A 10742-nucleotide genomic window follows, 5' to 3' on the forward strand; every position below is an offset into this window, starting at 1 on the left:
AGCATATACTGTGTATCCTTATATGTAGAAGCTTCCACAGTCATTGGTAGCAAATCACCCATAGAGGCTGAATCCAATACATCTGTTATTGGTGAAAGAATTCCCATCTCTGCAAACATTCCTAATGAATCATGTGCATAGAAATACATATCAGGCCCATTTTTGTCATCATTACCATATAATTTTAATTGGTCTGTTAATCCAGTTTTCTTTTCGAATGTTACTGTGATTTTATCGTCCTTCAGTTTATCATTCACATAATCCTGAATCGTTTGCATGATAGCTTCATTTCCATCATGCCAAACTGTAATCGAAACTGGTTCTGTATTCTCTGGCTGTTCTGTTTCTTCTGTGTTTACTTCACTCGATGTTTCTTTTGTTTTGTCTGCAGTATTATTGTTTGACTTCTTAGAACCACACGCAACTAAAGATCCTACTAATAGAATTACTGTTAAACATAAAGCAAAACTTCTTCTTTTTCTCATACCTTATCCCTCCATTTTAGGAAACTATTTTCCTTGTTTCTAAAACTTCAACAAATCAGCTGTTCTTGTTGTTACTTATGTTTTACCATTTTATAGGTAAAACGTCAATTAACGTATAGATATTTCTGTTGACTTTGTCAGGAAAACGCTATACTATAATCTTAGATTTGTACATATTTAGGAAAACGTTTTCTTATCAAGGAGGAATCAAGAATGCCTGTGACGATCAATGATGTTGCAAAAGAAGCTGGGGTGTCCACATCTACCGTTTCGAAAGTACTGAATAACTGGACTACTATTTCACCCGCAACTGCAACCCGAGTACACCAAGCTATTGAGAAACTAAATTATATTCCCAATGCTAGAGCTGTCAGTTTTGCTAGAAAATCCACCAAAAACATTGTCTTTCTTACATACCTAGAAAAAGATAGTGCATATCTCAACCCTCATATGTTTGATATTATGTGTGGTGCGTATAATGAACTGTCCAAATATGACTATACAATGACATTACAAGATATATCGAAAGATACCGTCAAAGGTGAAAGTGTATCACGACTACTATCAACTAAGATATGTGATGGAATCATAATACATGGTTCAGCTATCAATTCTACAATTGCAGAAACCATTGTAAATCAGAATTTTCCTCACATCATAATTGGTCATCCTGGATTTGAAAGTAGACTCTGTTGGGTGGATACCAATCATGCTTTGGCTGGGCATCTTGCTGCACAACACATGATTGAACATGGATACACTTCCATCTCTTTTATAGGCGGACAAAAAACCGATGAGCTTTCCTTTCAAAGACAAAAAGGTTTCCTAGGGACTATGTATCAATACGGATATCAAGTACCTGATGAACGAATATTCTATAGTAATTCCACTACGGAAGAAGGTTATCTTATCACGAAGGAAATACTGAATGCCCCAAAACGACCTCGCGGGATTGTTTGTGAGAATAATACACTTGCAGTTGGATCAATGAAAGCCATTGAACAATCAGGTCTCTCCTTACCAGATGACATTGCATTCTTAACCTTTGATGCATATCCTTATTCAAATATTATTGTTCCAAAACCAACTGTGGTAGACATCAATGTTTATGATATGGGTGTTCAAGCCGGAAATATGATGATAAGGAAATTAGAGAATCCCTCTTTATTGGTACAAAGTTTTACAACAATACCTGTAATACATCAGGGACTTACAACATAAAAACAATCCTCTATTCTTAGTAGCAATTGATTTTTAAATCATATTGCCACAAACGTATAGAGGATTGTTTTATTTATTAATGTAATCTATTGATTTTTGTATTTTTCACTTTGTTCTTTGATTAATTCAATATCATCAAAGTAATTAATCTTCATTGCACTCTTAACATCATCTAATGTCTTAGAAGCCACTTCTCTTGCTTTCTTACTACCTTCTTTGAGAATATCATAGATTTCTGGTATTCTCTTTTCTAACTCTTTTCTTCTCTCGCGAATAGGAGCTAGTTCTTCTTCTAATATTGCATATAGGAATTTCTTAACTTTAACATCTCCAAGACCACCACGTTGATAATGTGCTTTCAACTCATCAAGATTCGGATAATCTGGAAGATATTTCTCGAAATGCTCTGGCTTACAGAACGCATCAAGATAAGTAAATACGCAGTTTCCTTCAATTTTACCTGGGTCTGAAACTTGAATATGATCTGGATCTGTATACATACTCATAACTTTCTTACGCACTTCTTCAGCTGAATCCGATAAATAAATACAATTATTCAAGGATTTACTCATCTTAGCTTTCCCATCTGTACCTGGTAATCTTAAGCAAGCTTGATTATCTGGTAATAAAATTTCTGGCTCGATTAATGTATCTCCGTATACAGAATTGAATTTACGAACAATTTCTTTTGTCTGTTCTAGCATAGGAAGTTGATCTTCACCGACTGGTACAGTTGTTGCTTTAAAAGCTGTAATATCCGAAGCTTGGCTGATTGGATACGTAAAGAATCCCACAGGAATGCTTGCCTCAAAATTACGCATCTGAATCTCAGATTTTACTGTAGGATTTCGTTGCAAACGTGATACAGTAACAAGATTCATATAGTAAAATGCTAATTCACATAATTCAGGTATCTGAGATTGAATGAATAACGTTGATTTCGTAGGATCTAATCCAACCGACATATAATCAAGTGCAACCTCAATAATGTTTTGTCTTACCTTCTCTGGATTATCTGCATTATCCGTTAATGCTTGTGCATCGGCAATCATAATAAATATATCCTTGTATTCACCAGAATTCTGTAATTCAACTCTTCTCTTTAATGAACCTACATAATGACCTAGATGTAATTTCCCCGTAGGTCGATCTCCTGTTAAAATCGTCTTTTCCATAATTAACTTCCTCCTAATAAAAAGACTCTTATCCAACAAAGGATAAGAGTCAAATAATCTTATATAGCCACCATTGTTTACATACAATCATATGCTTCCATTATAACGGTTAGGATTTCCGTCAACGCCTACTTTAAGTTCAGGTTGCCCTCATAAGCCCATTCAACAAATTCAAAATACTGTACTCTCACCATCTACAGCTCTCTGTAATTTCTACCATTTGCCTACTCTTCTTAATCATCGGTTTTCTCATACTTTCTAGTATAAAGAATTATTAGGAATTGTCAAGCCATTTCAGTTGCTACGGGTAGTAATTAAAGTTAAATATGAATATCTTTGATATACGCTTTCTTAACAACCATACTTTTAACACGCAATATCCCATCACTGTTAGCTTGAATTCTCCACTGTACTAGCATTATCTTCCCATCTATAATCTCAATCCCTGTGATTCCCTTTGTATGAATACAACACCCAGTATTAAAGTATGGTACTTGATCGTTGCGAGGAAATTTTAGACGATGCGTATGCCCACAAATCATCATTACTTTATTCTTCTTTATCCATTTTGAATAGTTTTTCTCTATTTTATGTCGTTTTGTTTGATTCTTAGCAGGGCTTGCAGGATTACGAAATCCAACCAGATGCATAAACTTCCAGAAATAGCGAAGTGCAATCATAGATAAGAACCAACATTGATCATTAAAGAAATCTCCTTGATGACCATGGACAACAAGTATCTCCTGATTAGTCGGCTTATATCTTAATCTTAATGCTTCAATCGGTCTAAGTCCAACGAATAATTCTTCTTCTTTTTCAGTAAATTCATTATAATAGAAATAATAGTTCATCATAACAAAATATCGATTTTTGAGATAAATATTATGATTTCCATACATCATGATAAAACGATTATCTTTATAAAACTCCTTAAGTACGGTAAACACATCGGTATGCGCAGTTCGAATGTGTTTGAAATTCGGATGTTCCCATAGTTCATCGCCATCACCAACTTCAACATAGGTATAACCATTCTTGTAATAATACTGTAACGCGCTTACCATTAATGTTTGATTTCTAGCAAACTCATCGGATATACTATCATCACCTCGATGAATATCGCTAAAAAAGATATATCTTGATGAGTTATCTATTGTTAACTTTTTTGCACTTCTATATGCTTGTGTTAGTCTTTTTTCGGTTTTCATATGGTAGCTCCTTGAACAATCACTCTATTCTTAGTATTGATACTTATAGTGTATACTTTATTTCTAAAATCAATTCTGAATAGCTTCATATTTTAGTATTTATGGAACCTCAAGCAATATGATGTAATATATAAAACAATAAAAAAGAACAGAGAATGCAAATCTACACACTCTGTTCTTAAAGTTTATAATTTTCTTAATTAGGCTCTGCTACTCTTTTTGTCCCTTAAGAATTTGCCTAAAAATACTCCACCTAGGGCTACAACTCCAATTAAAATAAATTTTATAGTTGCAGTTAATAAATGACCTAAAAATACCATAATAATGCCTCCTTACTGGTGATCCTTTGTAATACTATTTAGATTATACAATATGGATAGGAATTATACAAATATATTTTATTATAATCGTATCATTTAATACATATTTTAATGAAAAACTATCTTCTATGAGCTAATTCTTTAACAACATCATTCCAATCAAGCCCACATTCCACCATTAGAACCATCATATGATATAAGAAATCTGATATCTCATACTTCAATTCTTCTGCATCAGGGTTTTTAGCTGCAATAACAATTTCTGTTGCTTCCTCGCCACATTTTTTAAGAATCTTATCAATTCCCTTATCAAACAGATAATTCGTATAAGAACCTTCTTTCGGATGTAGCTTACGATCCATAATTACATCATAAACTTGCGAAAATACTGTTAGTGGATTTGTTTCATCATACTCTCTCTTAACCATCTGTGTATAGAAGCAAGAACGACTTCCTGTATGGCACGCTGCACCCACTTGATGTACCTTAGCTAAAATAGTATCATTATCACAATCAAGATCTAAGGCTTTCATATATTGATAATGACCAGATGTATCACCTTTACACCATAGTTCTTGACGACTTCTACTATAATATGTCATTCTTCCAGTTTTAATTGTATGATTGAATGCCTCTTCATTCATATAAGCTAGCATTAAAACTTCACTAGTTTTATAATCTTGTACAATTACTGGAATTAGGCCATCTGCATTAAGCTTCAATTCACTAAAAGCAATTGTACTTTCAAAGGTATTTACTTCAACCCCTTGTTCTTTTAAAGAATATTTTGCTTTCATGATATCTTTATTCTCAAAATAATTTGTTAAAACTGCAAAAACATTTTCAGCATTAATAAGATCTTCAAGATCGTTTCTAGTAAAACTATCACGAATCATAACAGGTAATTTGCAATTAACAATCTCATTTGCCAGTTCACCATTCATTGTTATGTGTTTTATCATAATCGCATATACACCACAATCAATTAATTTGTCAATATATCCTCGTTCTCTGAATTGTTTAAGAGTATCGATTTCTATTATTATTTTATCCTTACCAAAGCGCTCTGTAGCTTCCTTTACTACTGCATAATCTTCGATACAAGAATGTTTTAACATAACATAAGTAGCCCCAGTATATAACGCTTTCTTAACATCTTCAAATCGTTTCACATACAAACCAAGGATAAATGGCACGTCAACTGTCTTTGCCAAATCCTTAGCCACACGTAACAACTCTTCTCTCGAATACTCATCCATAGAATAATCGAAGATAAATAATTCGTCAGCACCATTTGCTGCATACTTTTCAGCTGCGGTCAAAACATTGGCTGCAACTTCATTCTCTATATTCATATATGGAATAACTTTCTTACACGCCATATTTATTCCTCCTACTTTTAATACGATTGCCTATTTTTCAAATAAGCGAATTGCTTCATCAAGATCAATACGATTTTCATATAAAGCTTTACCAATAATAGCTCCGTGTACGTGAACTTGATTAACTGACTCTAAGTCTTTTAGTGAAGATACACCACCAGAAGCGATGATATCCAAACCAGTAACATCCACCATCTCTTTGGTACATTCAACGTTTGGACCTTGTAACATACCATCTTTAGCAATATCGGTATAGACAATAGTTTTTACTCCAAGATCTTTCATATTCAGTGCTAATGTTACAGCATTATAATTACTTACTTTTTCCCAACCTTCAATGGCAACCATACCATTCTTAGCATCAATACCAATAACTATGCGATCTGCTCCAAACATATTTATCGCTTCTTTAATAAAAGCAGGGTTTTCAACTGCTTTTGTTCCAATAATAACTCGATTCACACCAAGATGAATCTTATTTTCAATGTCTTTGATTGTACGAATTCCACCACCAACTTGAACCGGAATAGATACAGCACTTGTAATTTCTTTAATTACATCTTCGTTAACACCATGTCCATGTAACGCTCCATCTAAGTCAACTAAATGAATAAAGGTTGCCCCTTGATTCTCCCATTGTTTTGCCACTTTAACAGGTGAATTTGAATAAATTAATTGATCATGAAATAGTCCCTGTCTTAATCTTACACATTGTCCGTTTCTAATATCAATTGCTGGATATAACTGCATCATTTTCCTCCTTGTTTTGTCGAGTGTACTGTTCTGTCTGATATTATTTATTACTATAGTGCTCCCTTGGTTGATAAAACATCTGTAATTCGTTCATCATATTTTGTCGCTTCATCTAATGCCTTAGCAAATGCCTTAAAAATTGCTTCAACGATATGATGATTGTTACTTCCATCAAGTTGCTTAATATGTAAATTCATGCCCGCAGAATAAGAAACTGCATAGAAAAATTCTTTCACTAATTCAGTATCAAGATATCCTATACGTTCAGTAGTTAATTCAACATTATATACAAAATAAGGTCTACCAGATAAGTCTAGAGAACATAGCATAAGCGTCTCATCCATTGGTAAAATAACAGATCCATAACGCTTAATTCCCTTTTTATCACCGATTGCTTCTTTGATCGCTTGGCCAAGAACAATACCTGTATCCTCTACAGTATGATGTCCATCAACATGTAAATCTCCTGAAACCCTAAGATTTAAATCTATGAACCCATGTCTTGCAAAGCTATTTAACATATGATCAAAAAATCCAATACCTGTATCAATATTAGTAATACCAGATCCATCTAAGTCAAGTTCTAGTTGAATATCTGTCTCATTCGTTTTACGATTAATTTTCGATGTTCTGCTTATCATCGACATCTTCCTTTCCTATTTATTTAATAGCTAATTCAGTGGATGCACTACACAAGTACATTCACCCCCTACTATTCAAAGCGAACAGCAATAGAATTAGCATGCGCTGTTAATTGCTCTTCTGTTGCAAACTTAATAATATCCTTATGTATTGGTTCTAGTGCTTCTCTTGAATAAGAGATAATACTAGATTTCTTAATATAATCGTCCACGCTTAGAGGCGAGAAAAACTTTGCAGTACCATTGGTTGGTAATACATGATTAGGACCTGCAAAATAATCTCCAAGAGGTTCACTGCTGTAACTTCCAAGGAAGATTGCGCCTGCATTACGAATTTTAGTCATAGTGTTAAATGGATCTTTTGTAATGATTTCCAAATGTTCAGAAGCAATTTCATTAGCTACCTCTATTGCTTCTTCCATCGTATCTGTTAATAAGATATAGCCGTAATTATCTAACGACTTTTGAATAATCTCTTTTCTAGATAATTCATTTACAAAGGCATCTACTTCTTCCGATACTTTCTGTGCAAGTTCATTGCTTGTAGTTACCAAAATCGCAGAGGCTAATTCATCATGTTCTGCTTGTGATAACAAATCAGCTGCTACAAATCTTGGATTTGCTGTTTCGTCAGCTAACACTAAGATTTCACTTGGTCCAGCAATAGAGTCAATACTAACATATCCAAACACAGCCTTCTTAGCTAAAGCAACATATATATTCCCAGGTCCAACAATCTTACATACCTTCTTAATACTTTCCGTACCATAAGCAAGGGCTCCAATCGCTTGTGCTCCACCTACTTTATAAACTTCAGTAACACCTGCTTCTTTTGCAGCAACTAAGGTATTTGGATTTACTTTTCCATCTTTCCCTGGTGGTGTAACCATAACAATACGTTCAACTCCAGCTACCAAAGCTGGAATTACACACATCAATACAGAAGATGGATAAGCTGCTTTTCCACCTGGCACATATACCCCTACACTCTCAAGTGGTGTAACTTTTTGTCCAAGAATTGTTCCTTCTGGTGTGGAATCAAACCAACTGTATTGTTTTTGCTTTTCATGATAATTATGTACATTAACAATTGCCTTACGAATAACGTCCAATAAAGTAGGATCAATGATATCATATGCTTCATCAATCTCTTCCTTTGTAACACGAATGGTTTCCTTAGTTAACTCACATCCATCAAAACGTTTTGTATATTCAAATAAAGCTTCATCCTTTTTCGTTCTAACATCACTTAGAATAGCATTCACGCTCTCAGAATATTCTTCATATTGACTGGGGCTTCTTTGTAGTAAATTTTCTAGTATATTATTCTTTGACTGTTCGTCTATCTTTACAATTCTCATAGAATTCTCCCTTCAATCCATCTCTGCAAACTAGGAATTAGTCATAAAACATACCATAAATATATTCTACAACGAAAACTAACAAAATCCTAGTATATTTTTCGATATAATTTATTATCCAATAACTGATTTTAAATCTGCTATTATCTTCTGAATTCTCTCTTGTTCCATTTTCATACTAACCTGGTTTACAACCATACGTGCAGAAAGCGGACATATTTCTTCTAATACTTCTAATCCATTTTCACGAAGGGTTGAGCCCGTTTCTACAATATCAACAATTACTTCTGATAATCCAACAATAGGTGCTAACTCAATGGAACCGTTTAATTTGATGATTTCTACTGTCTGATGTTTTACATTATAGAAATAATCCTTAGCGATATTGGGATATTTAGTAGCAACACGAATCAATTCACCATGATTTAATAAATCTTTTGCAGATGCTGGGCCTGCTACACACATTCGGCATTTTCCTAATCCCAAATCAATAACTTCATATAATTTACGACTTTCTTCAATAATCGTATCTTTTCCTACAACTCCAATGTCTGCTGCGCCGTATTCTACATAAGTAGGAACATCGGTTGCTTTAGCAAGAAAGAACTTTAATTTTAATTCTTCGTTAACAAAAATTAATTTTCTTGAATCTGGATCCTTCATTTCTTCACAAGTAATACCAATCTGCTCTAAAATGGATAATGTTTTCATTGCCAAACGACCTTTAGGCAATGCAAATGTTAAATATCTCATACTAACCAATCCACTCCTTTTTATCTATTCTTCTCATCCTAATGAATCAAATCTGACATCTTTACTATATTGGTTATATTTTCTTTCATATTGATTACTTGAATTGTTTCGCTGTCTTCCATAACCAAAATGCCACCAGTTCCAATACGCTTTGCATATTCTTTGTAATCATCGATCGTATAGGAAGGATCTGCCGCTAACATCTCAATATTCATACCATGGTTTCTAAAATATCCAGCCAAAGTGATTGCAGATTTTCTGAATATTTCACGGTATAAAATCAATGTATTATTCTCAAATAGTTCTACTTCAATCTTCTGTCTTGATAAAGCATTCATTAACTGATCTACTACAATAGCAACGCCAATTGCAGCACAGTCCTTACCGAATTGACAAACTAATTTATCATAACGACCACCTGTTACAATAGCAGCCCCTGTTCCATACGTATATCCCCGGAAAATAACACCTGTGTAATAATGATATTTACTTAACATTCCAAGGTCAAAAGTAACATAATCACCTAAACCAAATAAGTTCAACATATCGTATACATCTTTAAGACGTGCAATTGCTTTTTGAGCTTTCTCATTACGTGTCATCTTTTTTGCATATTCAAGAATCTCTTCATTACCGAATAGCTCAGGAAGTTTGAATAACACTTCTTTTAGATTTGGAGCTATGGATTTGCTTGAAACTAGTTCTTCAACCCCAAATAAGTTCTTATCTTCAATTGCAGCACGTAATTGCTCGATTTCTTTTTCTTTAAAGCCAGCTTCTTCAACTATACCATTAAAGAAGCCAACATGACCAATTTCTAATTGTAATTCTTTTAAACCGGCCTTTTTCAAGCATTCAATTGCCATAGCAATCATCTGTGCATCTGCATCAACCGATGAGTCATTAATCAGTTCAGCACCAAGTTGTGTTGTTTCTTTTAATTTTCCTTGATAACTACTATTGTTAATAAAAGTACTTCCCATATAACAAAGTCTAATCGGAAGATCCTCATCTCTATAATATTTAGCAATACATCTTGCTATTGCTGGTGTCATATCAGGACGTAACACTAATGTATTCCCTTCACGATCAAAGAACTTATACATTTCATTCGAAGCAATCGTTCCTCTTTCTTCGCTAAATATATCAAAAAATTCAAAGGAAGGTGTCTGAATATCTTTAAATCCATATAATTTCATAGTCTCGTGCATACGATTTTGAAGAATTAACTTCTTCTCACATTCTCCATTATATATGTCGCGAACACCTTCTGGTGTATGTAATAATTTATCACTCATAATCTAACAACCTTTCTAATCTATTTCTTAATCATTACTTCTTTTCTCATAACTATAGAGTTACTTTTCAATAATACTTTACCACGTTGAAGTGGTAATTCTCTACTAAATTAAATCTTAGTTTATTATACGTGATGAATATATT

General features: G+C 33.6%; 9 protein-coding genes, 1 pseudogene and 1 other annotated feature. Of the genes and pseudogenes, 1 reads left to right on the forward strand and 9 read right to left on the reverse strand.

All coding sequences use genetic code 11. The features are described 5' to 3' along the window. Positions 1–485 (reverse strand): annotated as a pseudogene (locus ACW2QF_RS14075) (extracellular solute-binding protein); the annotation flags it as partial. Between the two features lie 213 nt (positions 486–698). On the opposite strand from ACW2QF_RS14075, the gene ACW2QF_RS14080 reads away from it, so the two are divergent. Further along, the gene (locus ACW2QF_RS14080; RefSeq protein ID WP_455716641.1) at positions 699–1706 is read left to right on the forward strand and encodes a LacI family DNA-binding transcriptional regulator; all 1008 of its coding nucleotides are present in this window, start codon (positions 699–701) and stop codon (positions 1704–1706) included. 86 nt (positions 1707–1792) lie between these two features. Here ACW2QF_RS14080 and trpS read toward each other — a convergent pair whose 3' ends face one another. From trpS to hisZ, 8 genes are all read right to left on the reverse strand, one after another. Further along, a complete protein-coding gene (trpS, locus tag ACW2QF_RS14085; protein WP_455716642.1) occupies positions 1793–2881 on the reverse strand; it encodes a tryptophan--tRNA ligase in 1089 nt (362 codons plus the stop codon). A 35-nt stretch (positions 2882–2916) separates the two neighbouring features. Further along, positions 2917–3131 (reverse strand) — a binding site (T-box leader). A gap of 70 nt (positions 3132–3201) precedes the next feature. Next, positions 3202–4089 (reverse strand): metallophosphoesterase, encoded by an 888-nt coding sequence (locus tag ACW2QF_RS14090; protein ID WP_455716643.1) that lies wholly within the window; start codon positions 4087–4089, stop codon positions 3202–3204. Between the two features lie 439 nt (positions 4090–4528). After that, positions 4529–5791 (reverse strand): bifunctional phosphoribosyl-AMP cyclohydrolase/phosphoribosyl-ATP diphosphatase HisIE, encoded by a 1263-nt coding sequence (gene hisIE, locus ACW2QF_RS14095; protein WP_455716644.1) that lies wholly within the window; start codon positions 5789–5791, stop codon positions 4529–4531. Between the two features lie 30 nt (positions 5792–5821). Continuing rightward, positions 5822–6541: a 1-(5-phosphoribosyl)-5-[(5-phosphoribosylamino)methylideneamino]imidazole-4-carboxamide isomerase gene (gene hisA, locus ACW2QF_RS14100; RefSeq protein WP_455716648.1), complete on the reverse strand. Its 720-nt coding sequence runs from the start codon at positions 6539–6541 to the stop codon at positions 5822–5824. A 53-nt stretch (positions 6542–6594) separates the two neighbouring features. Continuing rightward, positions 6595–7182, reverse strand: coding sequence for an imidazoleglycerol-phosphate dehydratase HisB (gene hisB, locus ACW2QF_RS14105; protein ID WP_455716649.1), 588 nt, complete (start codon positions 7180–7182; stop codon positions 6595–6597). Positions 7183–7256: 74 nt separating this feature from the next. Continuing rightward, positions 7257–8546: a histidinol dehydrogenase gene (gene hisD / locus ACW2QF_RS14110; protein WP_455716645.1), complete on the reverse strand. Its 1290-nt coding sequence runs from the start codon at positions 8544–8546 to the stop codon at positions 7257–7259. 114 nt (positions 8547–8660) lie between these two features. Further along, positions 8661–9299: an ATP phosphoribosyltransferase gene (gene hisG / locus ACW2QF_RS14115; protein ID WP_455716646.1), complete on the reverse strand. Its 639-nt coding sequence runs from the start codon at positions 9297–9299 to the stop codon at positions 8661–8663. A 38-nt stretch (positions 9300–9337) separates the two neighbouring features. After that, positions 9338–10597 (reverse strand): ATP phosphoribosyltransferase regulatory subunit, encoded by a 1260-nt coding sequence (gene hisZ / locus ACW2QF_RS14120; RefSeq protein ID WP_455716647.1) that lies wholly within the window; start codon positions 10595–10597, stop codon positions 9338–9340. Between the last annotated feature and the right edge of the window lie 145 nt (positions 10598–10742).

The sequence above is a fragment of the Anaerosporobacter sp. genome, from assembly GCF_965301125.1.